Annotated in this window: 1 rRNA gene; it reads left to right on the forward strand. The window is 49.8% G+C overall.

Features of this window, described 5'->3' with window-relative positions:
- Window positions 1–82: ribosomal RNA gene (locus EVJ20_RS15100) — 16S ribosomal RNA — on the forward strand; the annotation flags it as partial.
- Window positions 83–275: the final 193 nt, after the last annotated feature.

Here is a 275-nt window from a genome sequence, read left to right on the forward strand (position 1 = left end):
GCCGCCGAAGGTGGGACAGATGATTGGGGTGAAGTCGTAACAAGGTAGCCGTATCGGAAGGTGCGGCTGGATCACCTCCTTTCTAAGGAAAATGCCCATGTGGCATTGCCCATCGTTCAGTTTTGAGGGTTCGTCCCTCGATTGTTCTTTGAAAACTGAAGATTCATCAAGACATCAAACCAAGAAAAATATGCATGGTCCGTTCGGACCGTGTGTCTTAGAAACGCTAGATCAAGGTAGAAAGGGCGTACGGTGGATGCCTTGGCACTAGGAGC

The sequence above is a fragment of the Exiguobacterium sp. SH0S1 genome, assembly GCF_004337165.1.
Taxonomy (GTDB): Bacteria; Bacillota; Bacilli; order Exiguobacteriales; family Exiguobacteriaceae; genus Exiguobacterium; species Exiguobacterium aurantiacum_A.